The organism is Pseudomonas sp. R84 (assembly GCF_009834515.1).
In the GTDB taxonomy this organism is placed as follows: Bacteria; Pseudomonadota; Gammaproteobacteria; order Pseudomonadales; family Pseudomonadaceae; genus Aquipseudomonas.
Genome location: NZ_CP019426.1, coordinates 5,018,666 through 5,044,864 on the forward strand (window position 1 = coordinate 5,018,666; position 26,199 = coordinate 5,044,864).

19 protein-coding genes are annotated in these 26,199 nt (G+C 60.0%); 17 read left to right on the top strand and 2 right to left on the bottom strand.

Features of this window, described 5'->3' with window-relative positions:
• Positions 1-187 precede the first annotated feature (187 nt).
• From gap to PspR84_RS22290, 8 genes are all read left to right on the top strand, one after another.
• Positions 188-1,189 carry a type I glyceraldehyde-3-phosphate dehydrogenase gene (gene gap, locus PspR84_RS22255; RefSeq protein WP_077574258.1) on the top strand — a complete coding sequence of 334 codons (1,002 nt, stop codon included), beginning with the start codon at positions 188-190 and terminating at the stop codon, positions 1,187-1,189.
• Positions 1,190-1,379: 190 nt separating this feature from the next.
• Positions 1,380-1,898, top strand: a complete 519-nt coding sequence (locus tag PspR84_RS22260) for a sigma-70 family RNA polymerase sigma factor (RefSeq protein ID WP_038366579.1) — start codon at positions 1,380-1,382, stop codon at positions 1,896-1,898.
• Between the two features lie 125 nt (positions 1,899-2,023).
• Positions 2,024-2,989, top strand: a complete 966-nt coding sequence (locus PspR84_RS22265; RefSeq protein ID WP_160059158.1) for a FecR domain-containing protein — start codon at positions 2,024-2,026, stop codon at positions 2,987-2,989.
• Positions 2,990-3,111: 122 nt separating this feature from the next.
• A complete protein-coding gene (locus PspR84_RS22270) occupies positions 3,112-5,697 on the top strand; it encodes a TonB-dependent receptor (RefSeq protein WP_160059159.1) in 2,586 nt (861 codons plus the stop codon).
• Positions 5,698-5,808: 111 nt separating this feature from the next.
• Positions 5,809-6,405 carry a biliverdin-producing heme oxygenase gene (locus tag PspR84_RS22275; RefSeq protein ID WP_160059160.1) on the top strand — a complete coding sequence of 199 codons (597 nt, stop codon included), beginning with the start codon at positions 5,809-5,811 and terminating at the stop codon, positions 6,403-6,405.
• A 164-nt stretch (positions 6,406-6,569) separates the two neighbouring features.
• On the top strand, positions 6,570-6,965 hold the full coding sequence (locus PspR84_RS22280) for a YbaN family protein (protein WP_160059161.1): 396 nt from the start codon (positions 6,570-6,572) through the stop codon (positions 6,963-6,965).
• Between the two features lie 243 nt (positions 6,966-7,208).
• Positions 7,209-9,347 carry a methyl-accepting chemotaxis protein gene (locus tag PspR84_RS22285; protein ID WP_160059162.1) on the top strand — a complete coding sequence of 713 codons (2,139 nt, stop codon included), beginning with the start codon at positions 7,209-7,211 and terminating at the stop codon, positions 9,345-9,347.
• Between the two features lie 172 nt (positions 9,348-9,519).
• The gene (locus PspR84_RS22290; RefSeq protein ID WP_160059163.1) at positions 9,520-10,869 is read left to right on the top strand and encodes a CoA transferase; all 1,350 of its coding nucleotides are present in this window, start codon (positions 9,520-9,522) and stop codon (positions 10,867-10,869) included.
• Between the two features lie 210 nt (positions 10,870-11,079).
• Here PspR84_RS22290 and PspR84_RS22295 read toward each other — a convergent pair whose 3' ends face one another.
• Both PspR84_RS22295 and arcD (PspR84_RS22300) read right to left on the bottom strand, forming a co-directional pair.
• Complete coding sequence (locus tag PspR84_RS22295; protein ID WP_160059164.1) at positions 11,080-11,943, bottom strand: DNA-3-methyladenine glycosylase; 864 nt, start codon at positions 11,941-11,943, stop codon at positions 11,080-11,082.
• On the bottom strand, positions 11,940-13,367 hold the full coding sequence (arcD, locus tag PspR84_RS22300; protein WP_160059165.1) for an arginine-ornithine antiporter: 1,428 nt from the start codon (positions 13,365-13,367) through the stop codon (positions 11,940-11,942). Before arcD (PspR84_RS22300) ends, PspR84_RS22295 begins: the two co-directional genes overlap by 4 nt.
• A 438-nt stretch (positions 13,368-13,805) precedes the next feature.
• On the opposite strand from arcD (PspR84_RS22300), the gene arcD (PspR84_RS22305) reads away from it, so the two are divergent.
• The 9 genes from arcD (PspR84_RS22305) (at position 13,806) to PspR84_RS22345 (ending at position 26,180) form a co-directional block, all read left to right on the top strand.
• Entirely contained in the window at positions 13,806-15,233 is a 1,428-nt protein-coding gene (gene arcD, locus PspR84_RS22305) for an arginine-ornithine antiporter (protein WP_008086807.1), read from the top strand.
• Positions 15,234-15,266: 33 nt separating this feature from the next.
• Complete coding sequence (gene arcA / locus PspR84_RS22310; protein ID WP_160059166.1) at positions 15,267-16,523, top strand: arginine deiminase; 1,257 nt, start codon at positions 15,267-15,269, stop codon at positions 16,521-16,523.
• 69 nt (positions 16,524-16,592) lie between these two features.
• Positions 16,593-17,603: an ornithine carbamoyltransferase gene (locus tag PspR84_RS22315; RefSeq protein ID WP_008086805.1), complete on the top strand. Its 1,011-nt coding sequence runs from the start codon at positions 16,593-16,595 to the stop codon at positions 17,601-17,603.
• A 191-nt stretch (positions 17,604-17,794) separates the two neighbouring features.
• Positions 17,795-18,724, top strand: coding sequence for a carbamate kinase (arcC, locus tag PspR84_RS22320; protein WP_141126304.1), 930 nt, complete (start codon positions 17,795-17,797; stop codon positions 18,722-18,724).
• A gap of 62 nt (positions 18,725-18,786) precedes the next feature.
• Entirely contained in the window at positions 18,787-19,149 is a 363-nt protein-coding gene (locus PspR84_RS22325; protein WP_007908047.1) for a DUF5064 family protein, read from the top strand.
• Positions 19,150-19,411: 262 nt separating this feature from the next.
• Positions 19,412-20,920, top strand: a complete 1,509-nt coding sequence (locus PspR84_RS22330) for a sigma-54-dependent transcriptional regulator (protein WP_160059167.1) — start codon at positions 19,412-19,414, stop codon at positions 20,918-20,920.
• 432 nt (positions 20,921-21,352) lie between these two features.
• Positions 21,353-21,736 carry a glycine cleavage system protein GcvH gene (gcvH, locus tag PspR84_RS22335; protein ID WP_160059168.1) on the top strand — a complete coding sequence of 128 codons (384 nt, stop codon included), beginning with the start codon at positions 21,353-21,355 and terminating at the stop codon, positions 21,734-21,736.
• A gap of 11 nt (positions 21,737-21,747) precedes the next feature.
• On the top strand, positions 21,748-24,600 hold the full coding sequence (gcvP, locus tag PspR84_RS22340; protein WP_160059169.1) for an aminomethyl-transferring glycine dehydrogenase: 2,853 nt from the start codon (positions 21,748-21,750) through the stop codon (positions 24,598-24,600).
• Positions 24,601-24,803: 203 nt separating this feature from the next.
• Entirely contained in the window at positions 24,804-26,180 is a 1,377-nt protein-coding gene (locus PspR84_RS22345; RefSeq protein ID WP_160059170.1) for an L-serine ammonia-lyase, read from the top strand.
• Positions 26,181-26,199: the final 19 nt, after the last annotated feature.

The window sequence follows — 26,199 nt, forward strand, 5'->3', positions numbered from 1 at the left end:
TGATTGTCTATGCTGATCAAACGCCGTTGTTATTGGAATGACAGACGGCTTTTTTGACCATTCGGACCAGTTGATTCAGGTCACTCGTTGTAGATAAAACAAAATATTGCCACTAAAAAGGCTTGTTTTCTATTTTTATGCGAATAATCTTGTAATTCCAACAACAAAACGACGGCGGCGCTGTTCCATGACTCTTCGAATCGCAATCAATGGTTTTGGCCGCATCGGCCGTAATGTCCTGCGCGCACTGTATACCCAAGGCTATCGACAGGATTTGCAGATCGTCGCCATCAACGATCTCGGCGACAGCTCGATCAATGCTCATCTGCTCAAATACGACACCGTTCACGGCACGTTCGACGCTCAGGTCGAGCATGACAATGAAAGTCTGACCGTCAACGGCGACCGCATTGCGGTCAGCGCCATTCGCAACCCGGCCGAGCTGCCATGGGCGGCGGAAAAGATTGATGTGGTGTTCGAATGCACCGGTCTCTTTACCGACCGCGCCAAAGCGGCCGCGCATATTACTGCCGGCGCACGCAAAGTGATCATCTCGGCCCCGGCAAAAGGCGCCGACGCCACCGTGGTTTATGGTGTGAACCACGACATTCTGCGCCAGTCGCACCAGATCATCTCCAACGCTTCGTGCACCACCAACTGCCTGGCACCGGTGGCACAAGTGCTGCACCGTGAGCTGGGGATCGAAAGTGGTCTGATGACTACAATTCATGCCTACACCAACGATCAGAACCTGACTGACGTCTATCACACCGACCCGTACCGCGCGCGTTCGGCCACGCAGAACATGATCCCAAGCAAGACCGGCGCCGCTGAAGCGGTAGGCCTGGTGCTCCCGGAACTGGCCGGCAAACTGACCGGCATGGCCGTGCGGGTGCCGGTGATCAATGTGTCGCTGGTGGACCTGACCGTGCAACTGAAAAAAGAAGCCAGCGCCGAGGAAGTCAACGCGCTGCTCAAGGCTGCGAGCCAGCATTCGAAGATATTGGGTTACAACACGTTGCCGCTGGTTTCCAGCGACTTCAACCACAATCCGTTGTCGTCGATCTTCGACGCCAACCACACCAAATCCAGCGGCAAACTGCTGAAGGTGCTGGCCTGGTATGACAACGAGTGGGGCTTCTCGAACCGCATGCTGGATAACTGCCTGGCGTTGTGTAACGCCGAATAACTCCCTGCTTTTTGTAGGAGTGAGCCTGCTCGCGATTGCTATCTGTCAGTCACAGATGATGTGGCTGATCGACCGCTATCGCGAGCAGGCTCACTCCTACAGGGGTTTTGTGCTGTATTTGAAATCAGGGCTTGACCATTCAAACAGATGATAAGCATTATCATTCGCTTGAAATCGATCAGGTCCTCCCGTGAGTCAATCGCGCTTCAACCACGTCTTCCTCACCCAGCGCACGTCCTTGCTGCGCACGCTGGAACGGATGGTCAACAATCACAGCACCGCTGAAGACCTGTTGCAGGAGACCTACCTGCGCGTGACGCGGGCGTTGAGCGAGCGGGCCATCGATCACCTCGAACCTTTTGTCTTCCAGACCGCGCGCAATCTGGCGCTGGATCATCTGCGTGCGCGCAAGATCCATTCGCGAACCATGGTCGATGACGTGCCGCAGGATGTCGTGCACAGCATCGCCGCCCCGGCCAGCAGCGCCGAAGATGCCGCCCACGCCGAACAGATGCTGGAGCGCTTGAACGTGAGCCTCAGTCAACTCAGCCCCCGCCAGCAGCAGATTTTCATCCTCAGCCGTTTGCACGGGAACAGTTATCAGGAAATCGCTGATGAGCTGAATGTTTCCCTCAGCACCGTGCAAAAAGAACTGAAGCTGATCATGACCATCTGCATCGGCGTCGCCGAACGTCTGAATGGCGACTGAGGCTGTAGGGCTTTTCTGTAAGTGCTCGGATCGCCTGCACGGATCATCGGGCTTTGTTACCCTTGCCCGACTTTTACGCTTCACTTGAAAAAACAGCCGTGCGCAGACACTGCCGAGGAAACACCGTGACGGACACCCACCGCTCGCCTTCGCCGGATTCGGTGCAGGACGCTGCAAACGCAATGGACCAGGCACTGGACTGGCTCATCGTGCTCGGCAGCCCGGACGAGGAACAGACCCGGCAATTTCACGCCTGGCTCGCGGCCGATCCGTTGAATGCCGAGGCGTTCGCCAAGGCTCAGGCTATCTGGGACGGCCCGCAAGTCGCCCAGTGCGCGCAAAGCCTGGCGGCCAAACCTGCGAAAGTCACCTTCCTCAAGCGTCTGCGCCCACACTGGAAACCGCTGGCGACTGCTGCGGTGCTGATCCTCGGATTGTTCAGTTTCAGTAATCTGCCGATGCGCATTCAGGCCGATCATCTGACCGTGGTGGGCGAGCGCCAGCGTCTGCAATTGGAGGACGGCTCGAAAGTCCTGCTCAATACCAACTCGGCATTCTCCAGCACCATCAACGATCAGCAGCGCGTTGCCCGGTTGTTTCAGGGCGAGGCGTTTTTCGAGATCGCCAGCGGCCGCAGTCAACCGCTGGAAATCGATGCCGGCCCGGTCACCGCCAGCGTGCGCGATACCGCGTTCGCCGTGCGTTATCTCGACGGTGTGGCGCAGGTCAATGTGCAGCGTGGCGACGTCGATCTGCGCGCCACGCATAACGATGCTCGTGTGCGCCTGACTGCCGGTGAGAGCATCCGTATCGGTCCCAACGGCTTCGACCGCCCGGCCAAACTCGACGCCAACACGGATCTGGCGTGGGTGCAGGGCCGACTGGTGTTCGAGAACTGCCCGCTGAATCAGGTGCTGGCCGAATTGCGCCGCTACTACCCGGGCTGGATCATCAACAATAACGAACAGTTGGCGGACGTCGCCGTGACCGGCAATTACCGTCTCGACCAGCCGCTCGACGTGGTTCGCTCCCTCGCACACATCACCTCGGCGCGCCTGCAGGAATTCCCCGCGCTGGTGATCTTGAACTAAATGAGAATTATTTTTACTCGATAGCCAACGTCAGTACGTCTCGTTATAGCCAATGCAATTGATTCGCAACACGCGAAGCCAATCAGCCCCTATAAAGATTCGTGCGACACGGAGCGCTATCGATGTCCTCACGCCTTACCCGCCAGACTTCCTCCCCTTCTCGCGTATTGTCGCTGCTGACCGCTGCCATCCTGATGGCCGGTGCTGCACCGCTGATGGCTGCCACCGAGCAACCTTCGCGCAACATGGGCGATTACTCGTTCGCCATCGGTCAGCAGCCGCTGGTGTCGGCACTCAATGCCTTCACCGCCGTGACCGGTTGGCAGGTCGGTTTGCCGGCAGAACTGGGTCAGGGCGTGGCTTCGCCGGGCGTGCGTGGCTCGCTACCCCCGGAAAAAGCCCTGGAGCGCCTGTTGGTGGGGACCAACCTGAGCTTCCGCAAAATCAGCAACAACAACGTTGTGCTGGAAAAGCGCAACGCCAGCGGCACGCTCAATCTCGATCAGGTGACCATCAGCGCCACCCGTCAGGAGCAGTCGGTCAACAGCGTGCCGGCCACCGTCACCGTGCAGACCCGCCAGGACCTGGACCGCAACAACGTCAACACCATCAAGGATCTGGTGCGTTATGAGCCGGGCGTATCCGTCGGCGGCGCCGGCACCCGTGGCGGCATCAGCGGCTACAACATCCGCGGTATCGACGGCGACCGCATCCTGACGCAAGTCGACGGTGTGGAAGTCCCGGACGGTTTCTTCAACGGCCCGTACGCCAAGACTCAGCGCAATTACGTCGATCCGGAAATCGTCAAACGCGTGGAAATCCTCCGTGGTCCGGCCTCGGTGCTGTACGGCAGCAACGCCATTGGCGGCGCGGTCAGCTACTACACCCTCGATGCCGACGACATCATCAAGCCGGGCAAAGACGTCGGTGCGCGTCTGAAAACCGGTTACAGCTCGGCCGATGACAGCTGGTTGAAGTCCGCCACCGTGGCCGGCCGCGCCGAGCAGTTCGACGGTTTGCTGCATTACAGCCAGCGTGACGGTCACGAAACCGATTCCTATGGCAGCAACAATGGCACTGGCCTTGAGCGCACCGCCGCCAACCCGGAAGACGTCAGCGCCTACAACGTGCTGGCCAAGATCGGCTGGAACTACAACGAAGATTCGCGCCTGGGCCTGACCTACGAAAAGTACAAGGATGATCGCGACACCGATCAGAAAAGTGCTTACGGCGGCCCGTACTTCAACGGCGCCCCGACCATTCCGAACAGCGTGCTGCCCGGCGGCATGTACCAGTGGCGCACCGGTAACGATACGATCACCCGTGAGCGTTTCGGCATCGAGCACTCGTTCGCCCTCGACAGCCTGCTGGTCGACAACGTGAAGTGGAGCCTCAACCACCAGATCGCCAAGACCGACCAGAGCACCACCGAGTTCTACTATCCGATCACCCGTAAAGTGCTGCGCACCCGTGACACCATTTACGAAGAAAAGCAGTGGGTCTTCGATGCGCAACTGGACAAAGCCTTCGCCATCGGCGACACCGATCACGTGCTGACTTACGGCACCACCCTCAAGCAACAGAAAGTCACCGGCTCGCGCAGCGGCGACGGCACCTGCCTGGCCGTCGGTCGAGGCTGCACCGCCATCGGCGCAACCAGTACCGCTGACGTATTGGCCAAAGCCACCGACTTCCCGGACCCGACCATCAACACCTACAGCGTGTTCGCTCAGGATCAGATCAGCTGGAACAACTGGACCTTCCTGCCGGGCCTGCGCTACGACTACACCCAGCTCAAGCCGCACATCACTCAGGAATTCCTCAACACCGTGGCCGCCGACGGCCAAGGCACGGTCAGCGACAAGAACAAGACCTGGCACAAAATTTCGCCCAAGTTCGGCCTGACCTACGCCCTGACCGAGAATTACACCTGGTACGGTCAGTACGCCGAAGGTTTCCGCACCCCGACCGCGAAAGCCCTGTACGGCCGCTTCGAAAACACCACCACCGGTTACAGCGTGGCGCCGAACCCGGACCTCGAACCGGAGAAAAGCAAAAGCTATGAAACCGGTCTGCGCGGCAATTTCGAACAAGGTTCGTTCGACGTCGCGGTGTTCTACAACAAGTACCGCGATTTCATTAACGAAGATGCTGTGACCCCGGGCCGCAACGAGCTGACCTTCCAGTCGGCCAACATCAAGCACGCCACCATCAAGGGTGCGGAAGTCAAAGGTCGCCTGAACCTGGATGCGTTTGGCGCGCCGCAAGGCCTCTATACCCAGGGCTCGATCGCCTACGCCTACGGTCGCAACAACGACAACGGCGAACCGATCAACAGCGTCAACCCGCTGACCGGCGTGTTCGGACTGGGTTACGACCAGGACAACTACGGCGGCCTGCTGAGCTGGACCGTGGTGAAGAAAAAGGATCGCGTCGACGACAGCAACTTCAAGTCGCCGGATGGCGTCAGCAGTCAGTTCAAGACGCCGGGCTTCGGCATTCTGGATCTGGCCGGTTATTACAAAGTCACCGACGACGTCACCGTCAGCGGCGGCATCTACAACCTGACCGACAAGAAATACTGGCTGTGGGATGACGTGCGCGGTTACGACAGCGTCGGCGAAGCTTCGGTGACGCAACCGGCCAACCTCGATCGCCTGACCCAACCGGGCCGCAACTTTGCGATCAATCTGATCTGGGACATTTGATCCAACCAACCTCACGGCGCTTGTTCACACACCGCGCCGTGAGGTTTTTTTACGCTTGCACGTCTTCTTGTTCGTCTCGTTATCAAGCGCCTCTTTTATCAAGGACATGTCATGACCACTTCGGAAAAAGCCCTGCGTTCACAACGCCTGAACCAGATCACCCACGAGCCGCACAGCAAGCTCGACGCCCTGGTCAAAGCCCACGCGCCGTTCGAGACCCGCGCCAATTTCGCCCGTTTTGTCGTCGCGCAGTACCTGTTCCAGTCGGAACTGGTCGATCTGTATAACGACGCCGAACTGACCGCCATGGTCCCGGATCTGCCGGCCCGTTGCCGCGCCGAAGCGGCCAAGGCTGACCTCGCCGACCTCGACACCGAAGTGCCGGCACCCGTAGCCGGCGCGGTGAAGAACCCGAGCAAGGCTCGCGCGCTGGGCTGGATCTTTGTCTCCGAAGGTTCGAAGCTCGGTGCTGCGTTCCTGATCAAACGCGCGGTGGCGCTGGAGCTGAGCGAAACCTTTGGTGCCCGTCACCTCGGTGAGCCTGAAGGTGGCCGTGCCGAAGGCTGGAAAAGCTTCGTGCGTACCCTCGATTCGCTGCAGTTCAGCGCTGAAGAAGAAGCTGAAGTCGAGCAAGGCGCGATCGATGCGTTCAACCGCTTTACCGTGCTGCTGGAACAGGCTTACGCCACAGAAGCCGAACCGGCCTGACACAACACACATCCCCTGTAGGAGTGAGCCTGCTCGCGATGGCGTCCTGTCATTCAATATGAATGTCGACTGATACACCGCTATCGCGAGCAGGCTCACTCCTACAGGGGAACTGCGTAAGCCTGTAAGATCTCCACTCCGCTTCAGAAGCCACCGCTGAGCCCATGCCGCAACCCGCCTCCTCGAAACTCGCCCGTGTGCTGTTCGGCCTGCTGGCCTACGTTAGCCTTGGCATCGGCCTGATCGCCATTGTCGTGCCCGGCCTGCCGACTACCGAGTTCATCCTTCTTGCCGCCTGGGCCGCGACCCGCAGCTCGCCGCGCCTGAGTGCCTGGCTGGAAAACCATCGGCTGTTCGGGCCGATCCTCAGTAACTGGCGCAACGGCAAGATCATCGCGCGCAAGGCCAAGGTCAGCGCCACGGTAAGCATGTTGCTGTGCGCCACGTTGATGCTGGTGATGCTCGATCACGGCTGGCCGGTTTATCTGGCGATTGCCGGGATGAGCGTGGGCAATCTGTGGATCTGGTCGCGCCCGGAATCTCTGGCTAAAACTGTCTGATCACGCTCGCGAAAAGTCTCTCCCGCCCGTGACAAGCGCCGTCACCGTCCTGAAACATCCCTGTAATTAATCGCTTTTTCAGCACTTTCCCCTGCGCAAACGTTTAGCGCTGACCGTCCGTCGGCACACGCCTCATGACCTCTGCTTCCACGCCGATGAGCATTGAATGGCGCTGAATGGATTTGGCGAACCGGATAGTTCATATCCGCCTGCCACCCGTATATTCATTCGCGAGATCGCCCCATGTTCGACGCTCTGTCCATTCGCCTGAAAATCGTTCTGCTCTCCGGTCTGTGCCTGCTCGGTGTGGTTGCGCTGATCGTCGGCATGAACATCTACCAGACCAACCAGAACGACGAACTGGTCAGTAACTCCAGCAACCAGTTGCTCACCGCCAGCGTGCAGAACCTGTTGCAAGCCAAAGCCGCCGAGCAAGCCGTGCGGGTGCAGAAAACCTTCGGCGAAAGCCTGACGGTGATCACTGCCGTAGCGGATCAGATCAAGGACATGCGGGTAATGGCCGCCAAGCGTTCGCTGGACGCCGGCGCCTTGCGCGAAGAGTTGAACCTGAGCCTGAAAAGCGCTTTTGAGCGCAACGACAAAGTGCTGGGCATCTGGCTCGCCTTCGAACCGAACGCTCTCGACGGCAAGGACAGCGAGTTCGCCAACGACGCCGCGCGTCAGTCCAACGAAGCCGGGCGTTTTGCCACGTACTGGAGCCGCGCCGCCGGTGCCTCGCTGAACACCATCATGGTCGAAGAAGACCTGACCAAAACCACCCTCAGCGTCAGCGGCACGCCCTACAACAGCTGGTACACCTGCCCTCGCGACAACAAACGCACCTGCCTGCTCGACCCGTATGCCGACACTGTCGGGGGCAAGGAAATGCTCATGACGACCATTTCTGTGCCGTTGATCGTCGACGGTAAAGCCATCGGCGTGGTCGGTGTCGACATTGCTCTCGACGCCCTGCAAGCGGCGGCCGTGGATTCCCAGCGCAGCCTGTTCAACAACGCCGGGCATATGCTGATTGTCTCCGGCAGCGGCGTGCTCGCGGCCGACAGTTCCGACGCGAGCAAGGTCGGCAAAAAGATCAGCGACACCCTCGGCGCCGATGGCAAAGATGTGCTGCAACTGCTGAGCTCCGGCACACCGAAGATTCTCGAACAAGGTGATTTGATTCGCGCCGTTTACCCGGTCGACCCAATCGGCAACTCGCGCGCTTGGGGCGTGGTCATCGACCTGCCGAAACAAGTGCTGCTAGCCGATTCGGTAAAACTGCAAGCGGTACTCGACGATGCTCAGGAAACCGGCGTAATCACTGCACTGCTGGTCGCCGTGGTTGCCGGTCTGGTTGGCCTGTTGCTGATCTGGCTGACCGCGTCCGGCGTCACCCGACCGATCAACAGCGTCGCCGAAATGCTGAAGAACATCGCCAGCGGCGAAGGCGATCTGACCCAACGTCTGAACTACAGCAAGCAGGATGAACTGGGCGAACTGGTGAACTGGTTCAATCGCTTCCTCGACAAGCTGCAACCGACCATCGCGCAGATCAAACAGAGCATCACCGAAGCACGCGGCACCGCCGACCAGTCCTCGGAAATCGCCCGCCAGACCAGCGAAGGCATGCAGGTGCAGTTCCGCGAGATCGACCAGGTCGCCACCGCCTCCAACGAAATGAGCGCCACCGCCCACGACGTCGCCAACAGCGCATCCAACGCAGCCAATGCCGCCAAAGGTGCCGATCAGTCGGCGAAGGACGGCATGTCGATCATCGAGCGCAGCACCCGCGACATCAATCAACTGGCCGATGAAGTCAGCAAGGCAGTGACCGAGGTTGAAGCACTGGCGGTCAACAGCGAGCAGATCGGCTCGGTACTGGAGGTGATCCGCAGCATCGCCGAACAGACCAACCTGCTCGCCCTCAACGCGGCGATTGAAGCGGCCCGCGCCGGTGAGAGCGGCCGTGGTTTTGCGGTGGTTGCCGACGAAGTGCGCAACCTCGCCAAGCGCACGCAGGATTCGGTGGAGGAAATCCGCATTGTGATCGAGCGGATTCAGACCGGTACGCGGGGTGTGGTCGCGACCATGCATTCGAGCCAGACTCAGGCGCATAACAACGCCGGACAGATTCGTCAGGCCGTGGATGCGCTGGGCAAGATCAGCGATGCGGTGACGGTGATCAGCGATATGAACCTGCAGATTGCCAGTGCGGCTGAGCAGCAGAGTGCGGTGGCGGAAGAAGTGAACCGCAACGTCTCGGCGATTCGTACCGTCACCGAAACGCTGACTGAGCAAGCCACCGAATCGGCGGCGATCAGCAGCCAGCTCAATGCCCTGGCCAGCCAGCAGATGAAATTGATGGATCAGTTCCGCGTCTAAGCCACACTGCATTTCCCTTGTAGGAGTGAGCCTGCTCGCGATCGCGGTGGATCAGTGGAGCATGTGTCGACTGACCCACCGCGATCGCGAGCAGGCTCACTCCTACAGGAGCTTTCATCTAATCCGATGATGTTTTGCACTATCATCGCCCTCTCGCTCCGGAGGGCCTTCGATGACTGATTTACTCACGTCCATTCAAGCCGCGCTCGGCTTGCTACACACGCCGGTTCCGTTCACCGAGCGCGGCGCCCTGCCCTCGGCGTTCGCCGTCACTGACCTTGCCTGCGCCAGCATGGCCGCGGCCGGTCAGGCTGTCAGCCAATTGATCGAGCAACAGACCGGTCATTTGCCCGCTGTAGAAGTCGACCGACGCCTGGCCTCGTTCTGGTTCTCGACCTCGATCCGCCCCCTCGGCTGGCAAGTGCCACCACTGTGGGACCCGATCGCAGGCGACTACGCCACACAGGATGGCTGGATCCGCCTGCACACCAACGCCCCGCATCACCGCGCCGCCGCTGAACGCGTGCTGGGTGCCTGCGCCGATCGTGCCGCGATGGCGGCGAAAGTCGCGCAATGGACGAGCACGGATCTGGAGCAAGCGGCGGTAGACGCCAAGGGCTGCGCCGCCGAAATGCGCAGCTGGGCACAGTGGCAGACGCATCCGCAGGGGCTGGCGGTGAATGCCGAGCCGTTGGTGCATTTCATCGATTCGCAAGATGAAAGCAGCCAAACCTGGCGAGGCTCGGTGGCGCAACCGTTGGCCGGGATCAAGGTTCTGGACCTGACCCGCGTGCTCGCCGGCCCCACCGCCAGCCGTTTTCTCGCGGGCCTTGGCGCCGGCGTATTGCGCATCGATTCACCGACCTGGAACGAGCCTGGTGTCATTCCGGAAATGACCCTCGGCAAACGTTGCGCGCGGTTGAACCTGCATGATCCGGTTGATCGCGCGGTGTTCGAAGGATTGTTGAAAGACGCTGACATTCTGCTGCACGGTTACCGCGCCGATGCGCTGGAGAATCTTGGTTTCGGCGTTGAGCGCCGTCGCCAGCTCGCGCCGGGCCTGATCGACGCCGGCCTCAACGCCTACGGCTGGAGCGGCCCGTGGCAGAACCGTCGAGGTTTCGACAGCCTGGTGCAGATGAGCAGCGGCATCGCCGATGCCGGGCAGCAATGGATGCAGGCCGACAAACCTACGCCGTTGCCGGTACAGGCGCTGGATCATGCGACCGGATATTTGATGGCGGCAAGCGTGCTCCGACTGTTGGCCGAGCGTTTTAAGACGGGTCGCGGTGGCTCGGCGCGATTGTCACTGGCGCGGACGGCGAAGTTATTGGTCGAGCATGGGCCGGGGACGAATGAGGCAATGCGGGCGGAAGATGAGCAGGATCAGGGTTCATTTCTGGAACAGACCCCGTGGGGCCCGGCGCATCGCTTGCAGGTGCCGGTGAAGATCAGCGGCACATCTATTCAATGGGCTTTGCCGGCTACGGAATTGGGTTCTCACCAACCACGGTGGGCTTAAAAAAGCCCCTCACCCTAACCCTCTCCCAGAGGGAGAGGGGACTGATTGGGGGATATTCGAGAGATTCACCGACTTGTACGATTGGCGCTGAATCCATAATCGACTCGGGCTTTCAGGTCGGTGGATCGCGCAAGACACCTCGGTCGGCCCCCTCTCCCTCCGGGAGAGGGCTGGGGTGAGGGCTGCAATTTCAGGCCGAGCGATGATGTTTCAATCTGCCCGGCTCAAAGATGTCCACAAAAGCTGCGCCGCATACCCTCGATAAGGCCGCCAGGTCTCAGCGCGCAAAGCCAATTCCCGCGCTGTCGGCCGCTCGCCTTCCAGCACCTCCAGCGCTCGCAACAACCCGACATCTCCGGTCGGAAACCCATCCATATCCCGCAACTGGCGCAGCGCAATGTACTGCGCCGTCCACTCGCCAATCCCGTGCAACGCCAACAACCGCGCCACGCCACATTCACGATTCGGCTTGAACAATGAAGGCTCATCCAGCAACGCCTGCGCCACCCCAGATAACGTCCGCCCGCGACTTTTCGGCATGCCCAACGCCGCCAGATCTGCCGCTACCAGCACCTGCGCCTCGGGAAACACATGGGTCAATCCAGGCACACTCGAATCCAGCGGCGCGCCATATTGCGCAACCAGTTTCCCCGCCAGACGAATCGCCGCGACCACGGTAATCTGCTGCCCGAGCACCGCGCGAAACGCCAGTTCCAGGCCATCCCACGCTCCGGGAATCCGCAACCCCGGACGCTCGGCGCTCAACCGTGCCAGCAGCGGATCATTTGCCAGATGCCCTTGCATCAGCGTCAGATCCGAATCCAGATCAAACATCCGCCGCAACCTGACAACGATCTCGGGCACCATCAACGGATCAGGAAAATCCAGCTCAACGACCAAGGCATTCCCTGCCTCAGGCCAAATTGAAACCGTGCCATGAAGCCCGTTCAACCCGATGCTGCGCGAGTACACTCCGTCGACCACAACCTCCATCCCGACCACAGCCCGCGCCGCCAGAAACCCCAACATCGCCTCCCAGTCATACGGCGGCGCATACCCAAGCGACAACCTCACAACGACAGCACACCGCTGTACAACCCATACGCCGCCAGTCCCGCACCGATAACCACGCAGGTGAAAATGCCCTTCTCGATATGGGTGAACAACGGCTCGCCCTGTTCATGCTTAGCCTTGGCAAACAAGATCACCCCCGGCGCATACAGCAACGCCGACAGCAGCAAATACTTCACCCCGCCGGCATACAACAACCACACCGCATACCCCAGCGCGATGCCGCCGATCAGCAGGTCCTTGGTGCGTTCGGCCGAGGCATGCTCATAGGTTTCGCCACGTCCGCTGAGCAGCACCGCGTACGCCGCCGACCACAGATACGGCACCAGAATCATCGACGACGCCAGATAAATCAGACTGGTGTAAGTGCCCGCCGAAAACAGCGTAATCAACAGGAAAATCTGGATCATCACGTTGGTCAGCCACAACGCGTTGACCGGCACATGGTTCTTGTTTTCCTTTTTCAGGAACGCCGGCATGGTCTTGTCCTTGGCCGTGGCGAAGAGGATTTCCGCACACAGCAAGGCCCAGGACAGCAACGCACCGAGCAGTGAAATCGCCAGCCCGATGCTGATCAACAACGCGCCCCACGGCCCGACGATGTGCTCGAGCACCGCCGCCAGTGACGGGTTCTGCAGATTCGCCAGCTCCGGCTGGCTCATGATCCCCAGCGACAGCACGTTGACCAGCACCAGCAGCGCCAGCACGCCGACAAAACCGATGACCGTGGCGCGACCGACGTCGCTGCGTTTTTCCGCCCGCGCCGAGTACACGCTGGCGCCTTCGATGCCGATGAACACGAACACCGTGACCAGCATCATGTTGCGCACCTGATCCATCACCCCGCCGAAATTCGGGTTGCTGGTGCCCCAGATGTCACGAGTGAAAATGTCAGCCTTGAATGCCACCGCCGCGATGACGATGAACATGATCAGCGGTACGACTTTGGCCACCGTGGTCAGTTGATTGATCAGCGCCGCTTCCTTGATCCCGCGCATCACCAGAAAATGCACGGCCCACAGCAGCACCGAGGCGCAGCCGATGGCGATTGGCGTATTGCCCTGGCCAAACACCGGAAAAAAGTAACCGAGGGTGCTGAACAGCAAGACGAAATAACCGACGTTGCCCAGCCACGCACTGATCCAGTAACCCCACGCCGACGAGAAGCCCATGTAGTCGCCAAACCCGGCCTTGGCGTAGGCATACACGCCGGAATCCAGTTCGGGTTTGCGATTGGCCAGGGTCTGAAAGACGAACGCCAGAGTCAGCATGCCGATCGCGGTAATCCCCCAACCGATCAGGATCGCCCCGGCATCGGCGCGTGCCGCCATGTTCTGCGGCAGCGAGAAAATCCCCCCGCCAATCATCGAACCCACCACCAGGGCGATCAACGCGCCTAATCGCAGCTTTTGCGTCGGTTGCGACATTTCAGTTTCCCTTTGAAGTGTGGTGAGCGTGCATTTGTAACAACTATTAACTAAACGGATAAAGGTAGATGACGTTTATCAGGTAACGCCAGTTAACGCCTGTTTATATATAGCGGATGACGCTAACGCCTAGCACGTTAAGACAGTTTTGTGCGCTGATCCTGATAAATCAATTCTGTACTGAAAACAGAGGCTGAAAATTTGCCAAAAGCTGAAAAAGAACTAGCGTCATAATTCGAAAGTAATAATAGCCATTCCCAACAATGTAGCCACAACGCCTCTAGGACGGGCCTTGCGGGCAGGATATTTATGCCTTCAGTCGAAGCCTAAGTCATTCATTAACAATGGAATGTGACCATGCACTGATCTAAGTCAGCTGTTTGAACAGACAACAGAACTACGCTGTGATCTCTTCTCTCCTGCAATGGAGTCATGCAAATGTCTGAAGCTCCCGGAAAACTACGACTAGGTGCACTGGTTGCATTGGTAGTCGGCTCAATGATCGGTGGCGGGATATTCTCCTTGCCGCAAAACATGGCCGCCAGCGCCGACGTCGGTGCGGTACTTATCGGTTGGGCCATCACCGCTGTCGGCATGCTCACCCTCGCTTTTGTCTTCCAAACCCTCGCCAATCGCAAGCCTGACCTGGACGGCGGCGTCTACGCCTACGCCAAGGCCGGATTTGGCGATTACATGGGTTTCTCGTCCGCGTGGGGTTACTGGATCAGTGCCTGGCTGGGTAACGTCGGTTACTTCGTTCTGCTGTTCAGCACTCTCGGCTATTTCTTTCCGGTTTTCGGTGAGGGCAACACCGTTGCTGCGGTGATTGGCGCCTCGGTGCTGTTGTGGGCGGTGCACTTTCTGGTGCTGCGCGGGATCAAGGAAGCGGCGTTCATCAACCTGGTGACCACGGTCGCCAAAGTCGTACCGCTGCTGCTGTTCGTGTTGATCGCGGTGTTCGCTTTCAAACTGGACATCTTCACCGCCGACATCTGGGGCATCAAAAATCCGGATCTGGGCAGTGTGATGAACCAGGTGCGCAACATGATGCTGGTCACCGTCTGGGTGTTCATCGGTATCGAGGGCGCGAGCATCTTCTCGGCCCGCGCCGAAAAACGCTCGGACGTTGGTAAAGCCACCGTGATCGGTTTCATCACCGTGCTGTTGTTCCTGGTGCTGGTGAACGTGCTGTCGCTGGGCATCATGACCCAACCGGAACTGGCGAAACTGCAGAACCCGTCGATGGCGGCCGTGCTTGAGCATGTGGTCGGTCACTGGGGTGCGGTGCTGATCAGCGTCGGTCTGATCATCTCCTTGCTGGGGGCGTTGCTGTCGTGGGTGCTGCTGTGTGCGGAGATCATGTTCGCCGCTGCCAAAGACCACACCATGCCGGAGTTCCTGCGCAAGGAAAACGCCAACCACGTACCGGTCAACGCGCTGTGGCTGACCAACGCGATGGTGCAGATTTTCCTGATCATCACGCTGTTCTCGGCCAGTACCTACCTGTCGCTGATCTACCTCGCCACTTCGATGATTCTGGTGCCGTACCTGTGGTCGGCAGCCTATGCCCTGCTGCTGGCGGTACGCGGCGAAAGCTACGAAGGCTTCGCGGCCGAACGGCGCAAGGATCTGATTATCGGCGGCATCGCGCTGATCTACGCGGTGTGGCTGCTGTATGCCGGCGGGGTCAAGTATCTGCTGCTCTCGGCCCTGCTCTACGCACCCGGCGCGATCCTGTTCGCCAAGGCCAAGCTGGAACTCAAACAACCGATTTTCACTAACGTCGAGAAGCTGATTTTCGCCGCTGTGGTCGTGGGTGCCCTGGTGGCTGCCTACGGTCTCTACGACGGCTTCCTGACTCTGTAATCCCTGATTGATTTGTTATCTGGAGGATCTGAAATGACCACGGAAAAAGTTAAGTACGGCGTCCATTCCGAAGCCGGCAAACTGCGCAAAGTCATGGTGTGCTCCCCAGGTCTGGCCCATCAGCGGCTGACCCCGAACAACTGCGATGAACTGCTGTTCGATGACGTGCTCTGGGTGGCTCAGGCCAAGCGCGACCACTTCGACTTCGTCACCAAAATGCGTGAGCGCGGTATCGACGTGCTGGAAATGCACAACCTGCTGACCGACATCGTCGCTAACCCTGAGGCACTGGACTGGATTCTCGAGCGCAAGGTCACCGCCGATTCGGTGGGCCTGGGCCTGATCAACGAAGTCAAATCCTGGCTGAAAAGCCTGGAACCACGGCACATTGCCGAATTCCTGATTGGTGGCGTGTCTGCCGATGATCTGCCGGACAGCTTTGGTGGCAAGACCATCCAGATGTTCCGCGACTTCCTCGGCCATTCGAGCTTCATTCTGCCGCCGCTGCCGAACACCCAGTTCACCCGCGACACCACCTGCTGGATCTACGGTGGCGTGACACTGAACCCGATGTACTGGCCAGCGCGCCGTCAGGAAACCCTGCTGGCCGCCGCTATCTACAAATTCCACCCACAGTTCACCAACGCCGAATTCGAGATCTGGTACGGCGACCCGGACAAGGAACACGGCAGCTCCACCCTCGAGGGCGGCGACGTCATGCCAATCGGCAACGGCGTGGTGCTGATCGGTATGGGCGAACGCTCATCGCGTCAGGCCATCGGCCAACTGGCGCTGAACCTGTTCAAGAACAAAGCCGTGGAAAAAGTCATCGTCGCCGGTCTGCCGAAGTCCCGCGCGGCGATGCACCTCGACACCGTGTTCAGCTTCTGCGATCGCGACCTGGTGACGATTTTCCCGGAAGTGGTGAACCAGATTGTCGCGTTCACCCTGCGCCCTGACGAAAGCAAACAGGGCGGCATCGACATTCGCCGCGAAGAAACCAACTTCCTCGACACCGTCGCCGCAGCCCTCAACCTGCCGAAACTGCGCGTGGTGGAAACCGGCGGCAACAGCTTCGCCGCCGAGCGCGAGCAATGGGACGACGGCAACAACGTGGTGGCCGTGGAGCCGGGCGTGGTCATCGGCTACGACCGCAACACCTACACCAACACCCTGCTGCGCAAGGCCGGCGTGGAAGTCATCACCATCAGCGCCGGTGAACTGGGCCGCGGCCGTGGCGGTGGCCACTGCATGACCTGCCCGATCATCCGCGATCCGATCGATTACTAAACCTCTGAGCCCTGGCCGCAGCTTACCCAGCGCGGCCGGGGGGATAACCGACACCGAAGGAGATCCATCATGGCTTTTAACATTCACAACCGTAACCTGCTCAGCCTGGAACACCACACCCCACGTGAGCTGCGTTACCTGCTCGACCTGTCCCGCGACCTCAAACGCGCGAAATACACCGGCACCGAGCAACAACACCTGAAGGGCAACAACATCGCCCTGATCTTCGAAAAAACCTCGACCCGTACCCGTTGCGCTTTTGAAGTCGCGGCCTACGACCAAGGCGCCAACGTCACCTACATCGACCCGAACTCGTCGCAGATCGGTCACAAAGAAAGTATGAAGGACACCGCCCGCGTGCTGGGGCGCATGTACGACGCTATCGAGTACCGTGGCTTCAAACAGGAAATCGTCGAAGAGCTGGCCAAGTTCGCCGGTGTGCCGGTGTTCAACGGCCTGACCGACGAATATCACCCGACGCAAATGATCGCCGACGTACTGACCATGCGTGAACACGCCGACAAGCCGATCCATGAAATCAGCTACGCCTACCTCGGCGATGCGCGCAACAACATGGGCAACTCGCTGCTGCTGGTCGGCGCCAAGCTCGGCATGGACGTGCGTATCTGTGCACCGAAAGCCCTGTGGCCACTGGATGATCTGGTCGAGCGTTGCCACAAATATGCAGAAGAAAGTGGCGCACGTATCACCCTGACTGAAGACCCGAAAGCGGCGGTCAAAGGCGTCGACTTCATCCACACCGACGTTTGGGTGTCGATGGGCGAGCCGGTGGAAGCCTGGGCCGAGCGCATCCAGCAACTGCTGCCGTATCAGGTCAACGCTGAATTGATGAAAGCCAGCGGCAACCCGCGCACCAAGTTCATGCACTGCCTGCCGGCGTTCCACAACAGTGATACCAAGGTCGGCAAACAGATTGCCGAGCAGTATCCGCACCTGAAAAACGGCATCGAAGTGACCGACGACGTGTTCGAGTCCCCAGCCTGCATCGCCTTCGAGCAAGCGGAAAACCGCATGCACACGATCAAGGCGATTCTGGTCTCGACCCTGGCTGATCTGTAACTGAAATAGCTCCCACTGAAGGAACCGGTTCCAAAGGTGGGAGCGAGCCTGCTCGCGAAAGCGGTGGGTCATTCAACAGAGATGTCGACTGATCTGACGCCTTCGCGAGCAGGCTCGCTCCCACAGGGGATCCCGGTTCCGGCAGGAAGATCGAGTTGTTCGCCTCTCCTCTGATTAGAAGGACATGCACCATGCGTATCGTCGTAGCGCTGGGCGGTAACGCCCTGCTCCGCCGTGGTGAACCGATGACCGCTGACAATCAGCGCGCCAACATCCGCATCGCCACCGAGCAAATCGCCAAGATCCATCCCGGCAACCAACTGGTCATCGCCCACGGCAATGGCCCGCAAGTCGGCCTGCTGTCGCTGCAAGCGGCGGCCTACACCTCCGTCACCCCTTACCCGCTGGACGTGCTCGGTGCCGAAACCGAAGGCATGATCGGCTACATCATCGAACAGGAACTGGGCAATCTGCTCGACTTCGAAGTGCCGTTTGCCACCCTGCTGACCCAGGTTGAAGTCGACGCCAACGACCCCGCGTTCAAGAACCCGACCAAACCGATCGGCCCGGTCTATGACAAGGCCGAAGCGGAAAAACTCGCCGCCGAAAAAGGCTGGGCGATTGCCCCGGATGGCGATAAGTACCGTCGTGTCGTCGCCAGTCCACGGCCAAAACGCATCTTCGAAATCCGCCCGATCAAGTGGCTGCTGGACAAGGGCAGCATCGTTATTTGCGCCGGGGGCGGCGGCATCCCGACCATGTACGACGAGAACCGCAACCTCAAAGGCATCGAGGCAGTAATCGACAAGGATCTTTGCTCGTCATTGCTCGCCGAGCAACTGGAAGCCGACCTGCTGGTGATCGCCACGGACGTCAACGCGGCGTTCATCGATTACGGCAAACCGACGCAGAAAGCCATTGCCGAAGCGCACCCGGACGAACTCGAACGCCTCGGCTTCGCTGCCGGTTCCATGGGGCCGAAGGTGCAGGCAGCCTGCGAATTCGCACGCCATACTGGCAAGGTCGCGGTGATCGGTTCGCTGGCGGATATCGAAGCGATTGTCCAGGGTACTGCCGGTACTCGCGTGACCACGGCGAAGCCGGGCATCACTTACCGATAATTAGAAACTCCGGGGGCAGGCCCGAGGTCTGCCCTTCTCCCATGCCTTGAAAGGAGAAACCCATGGCCCAGTTTGAACCCGGTCATCTGCATATTGAGCGGCATGCGTTGACGCCGGATGACGTCAGTTACAACGTGCACCTCGACTATGAAGTGTTCACCGATCCGCAGAAAGGCAAAGGCATCCAGTTCACGATGCATGGCAACCTTCAGGGCAAGGACATGAAAGAGACCTTCTTCCTGCCCAAAGAGGAGGCCTACAACTTTGCCAACAATGTGACGAAAATCGCCGAGAAGTACGGCATTCCCAAGACGCACAGCCAGATCGGCTCGGTTCACAAGCATTACGACATGATGTTTGAAGACATCCGCAAGCAACTTGATATGAAATCCGGGGATCCGGTCAATCTTGAGCACTTCGAATAAACTTCAAAAGCCCCTCACCCTAGCCCTCTCCCAAAGGGAGAGGGGACTGACCGAAGTGTCTGATGGCAGACATCGACCTGAAAGACCGAGTCGATTATGGATTCACAGCCGTATTTTCAGGTCGGCGTACCTCGTGAGCATTCCACTATCGGCCCCCTCTCCCCCTGGGAGAGGGCTGGGGTGAGGGTGCTTTTGCTTTCACCTCTCTCCAAGCCCAAGGCATACTTGCCACCCTCCGCTCTGCAGATCACTGAACCGCCCCATGCGTATCCACGTCAGTTTCATCGACCGCGTCGGCATCACCCAGGAAGTCCTGGCTATCCTCGGTGGGCGCAATCTCAATCTGGATGCGGTGGAGATGATCCCGCCAAACGTCTACATCGACGCGCCAACGTTGAGCCCGCAAGTGCTCGAAGAGCTGAAAGATGCTTTGTTTCGCGTGCTCGGCGTCGAGGCGGTAACCGTGGTCGACATCCTCCCTGGCCAGCGTCGGCACTTGCAGCTCGATGCGTTGCTGGCGGCGATGACCGACCCGGTACTCGCGCTCGACAGCGCCGGCAAGGTGCTGCTGGCCAACCCGGCGTTGATCGCGTTGTACGGTCGTGAGCCGGCGGGTGAAAGCGTCTCTGAACTGTTCAACGATCCGGCCCTGCTCGACACCTTGCTCGAACACGGCTTCCGCCTGCCGCTGCGCGAAATCACCGTCAACGGTCAGACCTTGCTGCTCGACGCCACGCCGATCACCGACGCCGGCGCCCTGCTGACGCTGTACCAACCGAACCGCATCGGCGAACAACTCTCGGCACTGCACCACGACCACGCCGAAGGTTTCGATGCACTGCTTGGCGAATCCCCGGCAATCCGCACGCTCAAGGCCCGCGCGCAAAGAGTCGCCGCCCTCGACGCGCCGCTTTTGATTCAAGGCGAAACCGGCACCGGCAAAGAACTGGTCGCCCGTGCCTGCCACGCGATCAGTGCGCGGCACAGCGCGCCGTTTCTGGCGTTGAACTGCGCAGCGCTACCGGAGAACCTCGCCGAAAGCGAACTGTTCGGCTACGCCCCCGGCGCCTTCACCGGCGCGGCGCGTGGCGGCAAACCGGGGCTGATGGAACTGGCCAACCAAGGCACGGTGTTTCTCGATGAGATCGGCGAAATGTCGCCGTACTTGCAGGCCAAGCTGCTGCGCTTCTTGAACGACGGCAGCTTCCGCCGGGTGGGCGGTGATCGCGAAGTGAAGGTCAACGTGCGCATCCTTAGCGCCACTCACCGTGATCTGGAGAAAATGGTCAGCGAAGGGCTGTTTCGCGAAGACCTGTTCTATCGGCTCAACGTACTCAACGTTGAAGTGCCGCCGCTGCGTGAGCGCGGCCAGGACATTCTGCTGTTGGCGCGGTATTTCATGCAGCAGGCCTGCGCGCAGATCCAGCGCCCGGTCTGCCGCCTCGCCCCCGGGACTTACCCGGCGCTGCTCGGCAATCGCTGGCCGGGCAACGTACGGCAATTGCAGAACGTGATCTTCCGCGCGGCGGCGATTTGCGAGAGCAGCCTGGTGGATATTGGCGATCTCGATATTGCGGGCACCTCGGTCGCGCGTCAGGCTGACAGCGACGTCGACAGCCTCGAGCAAGCGGTCGAGTCGTTCGAGCGAGCGCTGCTGGAAAAACTCTACGTCAGCTATCCCTCGACCCGCCAATTGGCCAGCCGCCTGCAAACTTCGCACACCGCCATCGCCCATCGCCTGCGCAAATACGGCATCCCCAACAAGCCCTGAACCCACCACGAATCCCCTGTAGGAGTGAGCCTGCTCGCGATAGCGGTCTGATATTCAACATTTGCGACGTCTGACACACCGCTATCGCGAGCAGGCTCACTCCTACAATGATTGTGGCGGATTCAAAATCTGCTCGAAAACGACCTCGACCTGTACTGAAAGCGCTACAGCGGAACGATATCGATACATCGTCCTTCAATCACGGCTGTGCAAGGCTTTGATCCCGTTCAGCTTTTTTCCTCGCGCCCGCCTGTAGCGATTTCGCTACACGCATCTAATCAAGTGAGCTTACAAAAACACACAACCACTTGATTTATAACAACAAATTAAATTTGGCCGCATTCTTGCTAATCAACCCCTCATAAATAAGGGCCTTCGCGCCCGACTATTCCACCGCGTCCACCAGACGAGTCTGGCCCCTGAGGAGTTTCCATGAGCGAGTTGCGTTTTACTGAAGATCACGAATGGCTGCGCACCGAAGCTGACGGCAGCGTTACTGTCGGCATCACCGCTTTCGCGCAGAACGCCCTCGGCGACGTGGTGTTCGTGCAACTGCCTGAGCTGCAGGCTTACGAAAAAGGCGCCGAAGCCGCCACCGTGGAATCGGTGAAAGCCGCCAGCGGCGTGTACATGCCTCTCGACGGTGAAGTACTGGCGACCAACCCGGCACTGGAAGACAGCCCGGAACTGGTCAACGAAGATCCGCTGGGGCAAGGCTGGTTCTTCCGCTTCAAGCCAAGCGATGCATCGGCCGTGGCCGAACTGCTCGACCAGGACGCGTACGACCGTCTGATCAAAGCCCAAGCCGAAGCCTGAGGAATACCGACATGAGCCAAATCAACCTCGGCACTGCCAACGAATTCATCGCCCGTCACATCGGCCCGCGCGCCGGTGACGAGCAAGCCATGCTCAACAGCCTCGGCTTCGACTCGCTCGAAGCCCTGAGCGCCAGCGTCATCCCGGAAAGCATCAAGGGCACCAGCGTGCTCGGCATGGACGACGGCCTCAGCGAAGCCGATGCCCTGGCGATGATCAAATCCATCGCCGACAAAAACCAGCTGTTCAAGACCTACATCGGCCAGGGCTACTACAACTGCCACACGCCGTCGCCAATCCTGCGCAACCTCCTGGAAAATCCGGCCTGGTATACCGCTTACACCCCGTACCAACCAGAAATTTCCCAGGGCCGTCTCGAAGCGCTGCTGAACTTCCAGACCATGATCAGCGACCTCACCGGCCTGCCGATCGCCAACGCCTCCCTGCTCGACGAAGCCACCGCCGCTGCCGAAGCCATGACCTTCTGCAAACGCCTGAGCAAGAACAAGGGCAGCCACCAATTCTTCGCCTCGATCCACAGCCACCCGCAAACCCTCGACGTGCTGCGCACCCGTGCCGAGCCACTGGGCATTGAAGTTGTGGTCGGCGATGAGCGTGAACTGACCGACGTGACGCCGTTCTTCGGCGCACTGCTGCAATACCCGGCGAGCAACGGTGATGTCTTCGACTACCGCGAACTGACCGAACGCTTCCACGCCGCCAACGCGCTGGTAGCCGTGGCCGCTGACCTGCTGGCCCTGACCTTGCTGACCGCCCCGGGCGAGTTCGGCGCTGACGTTGCCATCGGTTCCGCGCAACGCTTCGGCGTGCCGCTGGGCTTCGGTGGCCCGCACGCCGCTTACTTCTCCACCAAAGATGCGTTCAAACGCGACATGCCGGGCCGTCTGGTCGGTGTCTCCGTTGACCGTTTCGGCAAGCCGGCGCTGCGCCTGGCGATGCAGACCCGCGAGCAACACATCCGCCGCGAGAAGGCCACGTCGAACATCTGCACCGCACAAGTGCTGCTGGCCAACATCGCCAGCATGTACGCCGTCTACCACGGCCCGAAAGGCCTGACGCAGATCGCCAATCGCGTGCATCACCTGACCGCGATTCTGGCCAAGGGCTTGACCGTGCTGGGCGCAAACGTCGAACAAGCCAGCTTCTTCGACACCCTGACCGTGGCCACCGGTGCGCAAACCGCCGCACTGCACGACAAGGCGCACACGGCGCAGATCAACCTGCGCGTGATCGACGCTCAGCGTCTGGGCCTGTCGGTCGACGAAACCACCACGCAGGCTGACATCGAAACCCTGTGGGGCCTGTTCGCCGACGGCAAGACCCTGCCGGACTTCGCTGCTCTCGCCGCCTCGGTTCAAAGCACTATTCCTGCTGCGCTGGTACGTCAGTCGCCAATCCTCAGCCACCCGGTGTTCAATCGTTATCACTCGGAAACCGAGCTGATGCGCTACCTGCGCAAACTGGCGGACAAGGATCTGGCGCTGGATCGCACCATGATCCCGCTGGGCTCGTGCACCATGAAACTCAACGCCGCCAGCGAAATGATCCCGGTGACCTGGGCTGAATTCGGTGCGCTGCACCCGTTCGCCCCGGCCGCACAAAGTGCCGGTTACCAGCAACTGACCGATGAGCTGGAAGCGATGCTTTGCGCCGCCACCGGTTACGACGCGATCTCGCTGCAACCGAACGCCGGTTCGCAAGGTGAATACGCTGGCCTGCTGGCGATCCGCGCCTATCACCAGAGCCGCGGCGATGAGCGCCGCGACATCTGCCTGATCCCCTCGTCCGCCCACGGCACCAACCCGGCCACCGCCAACATGGCGGGCATGCGCGTGGTCGTGACCGCGTGCGATGCCCGCGGCAACGTCGACATCGAAGACCTGCGCGCCAAAGCCATCGAGCACCGCGAACACCTCGCCGCGCTGATGATCACGTACCCGTCGACCCACGGCGTGTTCGAAGAAGGCATCCGCGAAATCTGCGGGATCATTCATGACAACGGCGGCCAGGTGTACATCGACGGCGCCAACATGAACGCGATGGTCGGCCTCTGCGCACCGGGTAAGTTCGGCGGCGACGTCTCGCACCTGAACCTGCACAAAACTTTCTGCATCCCCCACGGCGGTGGCGGCCCGGGCGTCGGCCCGATTGGCGTCAAATCGCACTTGACCCCGTTCCTGCCCGGCCACGGCCAGATGGAACGCAAGGAAGGCGCGGTCTGCGCGGCACCGTTCGGCAGCGCAAGCATTCTGCCGATCACTTGGATGTACATTCGCATGATGGGCGGCGCAGGCCTGAAACGCGCTTCGCAACTGGCGATCCTCAACGCCAACTACATTTCCCGTCGCCTCGAAGAGCACTATCCAGTGCTGTACACCGGCAGCAACGGTCTGGTGGCGCACGAATGCATCCTCGATCTGCGTCCGTTGAAAGACAGCAGCGGCATCAGCGTCGATGACGTCGCCAAGCGCCTGATCGACTTCGGCTTCCACGCCCCGACCATGTCATTCCCGGTTGCTGGCACGCTGATGATCGAGCCGACCGAAAGCGAATCCAAGGAAGAACTGGACCGCTTCTGCGACGCCATGATCCGCATCCGCGAAGAAATCCGCGCGGTGGAAAACGGTACGCTGGACAAGGACGACAACCCGCTGAAAAACGCCCCGCACACAGCGGCTGAGCTGGTTGGCGAGTGGACTCACCCGTACAGCCGCGAGCAGGCCGTTTATCCGGTAGCATCGCTGATTGAAGGCAAATACTGGCCACCGGTCGGTCGCGTCGACAACGTCTTCGGTGATCGCAACCTGGTGTGCGCCTGCCCGTCGATCGAAAGCTACGCTTAATGGAATGAGGGGCAGGAATACCTGCCTCTTTCTCCAGAACACCACAAATCCCTGTGGGAGCTGGCTTGCCAGCGATGAGGGTGGATCAGCCTACATCTTTGTTGCCTGACCCACCGCCATCGCTGGCAAGCCAGCTCCCACAAGGAACGCATCAAGCCTGATATTTCCGCCAATTCCTATAACAAGAAACCGGAGAACCACTCATGTCGTTAAGCGTGTTCGACCTGTTCAAGATTGGCATCGGCCCCTCCAGTTCCCACACCGTCGGCCCGATGCGCGCAGCCGCACGTTTCGCCGAAGGCCTGCAACGTGAAAACCTGCTGACCACCACCGCCAGCGTTCGCGTTGAACTCTACGGTTCCCTAGGCGCCACTGGTAAAGGTCACGGCAGCGACAAAGCCGTGCTGCTCGGCCTCGAAGGCGAGCACCCCGATACCGTCGATACCGAAACCGTCGCCGCGCGCCTGCAAGAGATTCGCGGTAACGCCCGACTCAACCTGCTCGGTGAACAGAGCATTGCGTTCAACGAGAAAGAACACCTGGCAATGATCCGCAAGCCGCTGGCCTATCACCCCAACGGTATGATCTTCCGCGCCTTCGATGCGGCGGGCCTGCAGATTCGCAGCCGCGAGTACTACTCGGTCGGTGGTGGTTTTGTCGTCGATGAAGACGCGGCCGGTGCCGACCGCATCGTCGAAGACGCCACACCACTGACTTTCCCGTTCAAAAGTGCCAAGGACCTGCTCGGTCATTGCGCCACCTACGGTCTGTCGATCAGCCAGGTGATGCTGACCAACGAAAGTGCCTGGCGCTCGGAGGCGGAAACCCGCGCCGGCCTGTTGAAAATCTGGCAGGTGATGCAGGACTGCGTCGCTGCGGGCTGCCGTAACGAAGGTATTTTGCCCGGCGGCTTGAAGGTCAAACGTCGTGCGGCAGCGCTGCATCGGCAACTGTGCAAAAACCCGGAATCAGCGTTGCGCGATCCGTTGTCGGTGCTCGACTGGGTCAACCTCTACGCCTTGGCGGTCAACGAAGAAAACGCCAACGGCGGGCGTGTGGTTACCGCACCCACCAACGGCGCGGCCGGGATCATTCCAGCGGTGCTGCATTACTACATGCGTTTTATCCCCGGCGCGAACGACGACGGCGTCGTGCGCTTTCTGCTGACCGCTGCGGCCATCGGCATTCTCTACAAGGAAAACGCCTCGATCTCCGGCGCCGAAGTCGGCTGCCAAGGTGAAGTCGGCGTGGCCTGTTCGATGGCGGCCGGGGCGTTGTGCGAAGTGCTTGGTGGCAGCGTGCAGCAAGTCGAGAACGCGGCGGAAATCGGCATGGAGCACAACCTCGGCCTGACCTGCGACCCGATTGGCGGACTGGTGCAGGTGCCGTGCATCGAGCGCAATGCCATGGGTTCGGTGAAAGCCATCAACGCGGTACGCATGGCCATGAGAGGCGACGGTCAGCATTTCGTCTCCCTCGACAAAGTCATCCGCACCATGCGCCAGACCGGCGCCGACATGAAAAGCAAATACAAAGAGACCGCCCGCGGCGGTCTGGCGGTCAACATTATCGAATGCTGAGCCTTATTCAACTCGGCCT

Coding starts and splice junctions, on each gene's coding strand:
- gap (WP_077574258.1), top strand. CDS start 188: ATGACTCTTCGAATCGCAATCAATGGTTTTGGCCGCATCGGCCGTAAT.
- PspR84_RS22270 (WP_160059159.1), top strand. CDS start 3,112: ATGTCCTCACGCCTTACCCGCCAGACTTCCTCCCCTTCTCGCGTATTG.
- PspR84_RS22275 (WP_160059160.1), top strand. CDS start 5,809: ATGACCACTTCGGAAAAAGCCCTGCGTTCACAACGCCTGAACCAGATC.
- PspR84_RS22280 (WP_160059161.1), top strand. CDS start 6,570: ATGCCGCAACCCGCCTCCTCGAAACTCGCCCGTGTGCTGTTCGGCCTG.
- PspR84_RS22285 (WP_160059162.1), top strand. CDS start 7,209: ATGTTCGACGCTCTGTCCATTCGCCTGAAAATCGTTCTGCTCTCCGGT.
- PspR84_RS22290 (WP_160059163.1), top strand. CDS start 9,520: ATGACTGATTTACTCACGTCCATTCAAGCCGCGCTCGGCTTGCTACAC.
- arcD (WP_160059165.1), bottom strand. CDS start 13,367: ATGTCGCAACCGACGCAAAAGCTGCGATTAGGCGCGTTGATCGCCCTG.
- arcD (WP_008086807.1), top strand. CDS start 13,806: ATGTCTGAAGCTCCCGGAAAACTACGACTAGGTGCACTGGTTGCATTG.
- arcA (WP_160059166.1), top strand. CDS start 15,267: ATGACCACGGAAAAAGTTAAGTACGGCGTCCATTCCGAAGCCGGCAAA.
- PspR84_RS22315 (WP_008086805.1), top strand. CDS start 16,593: ATGGCTTTTAACATTCACAACCGTAACCTGCTCAGCCTGGAACACCAC.
- arcC (WP_141126304.1), top strand. CDS start 17,795: ATGCGTATCGTCGTAGCGCTGGGCGGTAACGCCCTGCTCCGCCGTGGT.
- PspR84_RS22325 (WP_007908047.1), top strand. CDS start 18,787: ATGGCCCAGTTTGAACCCGGTCATCTGCATATTGAGCGGCATGCGTTG.
- PspR84_RS22330 (WP_160059167.1), top strand. CDS start 19,412: ATGCGTATCCACGTCAGTTTCATCGACCGCGTCGGCATCACCCAGGAA.
- gcvH (WP_160059168.1), top strand. CDS start 21,353: ATGAGCGAGTTGCGTTTTACTGAAGATCACGAATGGCTGCGCACCGAA.
- gcvP (WP_160059169.1), top strand. CDS start 21,748: ATGAGCCAAATCAACCTCGGCACTGCCAACGAATTCATCGCCCGTCAC.
- PspR84_RS22345 (WP_160059170.1), top strand. CDS start 24,804: ATGTCGTTAAGCGTGTTCGACCTGTTCAAGATTGGCATCGGCCCCTCC.